This window comes from Streptomyces sp. 35G-GA-8 (assembly GCF_023534745.1).
GTDB lineage: Bacteria > Actinomycetota > Actinomycetes > Streptomycetales > Streptomycetaceae > Streptomyces.
Genome location: NZ_JAMHJQ010000065.1, coordinates 1 through 456, shown reverse-complemented (window position 1 = coordinate 456; position 456 = coordinate 1). Strand labels below are relative to the sequence as shown.

Genomic DNA, 456 nt, shown 5'->3' with positions numbered 1-456 from the left:
CAGTTGCCCTTGCGCGGAGGGCGGGGTGCCGGGGACGCGCAGGGTGTCGTCCGCGTAGATGAGTGTCGAGGTGCCCAGATCGTTCAGCTCCTGGAGGGCCTTGACGCTCGTGTCGTGGGCGCCGGCCAGGGCGTAGAGGGTGTCACCGGGGCGCAGGACGACCTTCTCGATGACGCCGGTGCCGGAGCCGGCCGTGGCGGCCGGCTCTTTCGGCGTCTCCTTCACGGGTTCGGGTATGACCGGCCCGTACGGTGTCTGCGGTGAGGGGACGGGTGCCGGCTGGACCTTCAGGGACGTCGACCCGGAGGGGCCGTGCACGGCCAGCAGTACCCCGCACACCAGTGACAGCACGAACATCACCACCAGCGAGGCCACCGACCACAGCCTGTCGGAACGGCTGCTCCGGGTCCGCGGCTTGCGGTGCGACACCGGCCCCTCGGCCCGAACCCCCGCCCC

The 456-nt window shown here is 71.7% G+C and carries 2 protein-coding genes; one reads left to right on the top strand and one right to left on the bottom strand.

Translation table 11 applies throughout. The features are described 5' to 3' along the window. A partial coding sequence (locus tag M1203_RS38550) for a LysM peptidoglycan-binding domain-containing protein (protein WP_249954526.1) occupies window positions 1-225 on the bottom strand: 225 nt, incomplete at its 3' end. Between the two features lie 10 nt (window positions 226-235). Between M1203_RS38550 and M1203_RS38545 the strand changes: the two genes are divergently transcribed. Next, window positions 236-456: hypothetical protein (locus tag M1203_RS38545; RefSeq protein WP_249954525.1), on the top strand; the 221-nt coding region annotated here is incomplete at its 3' end.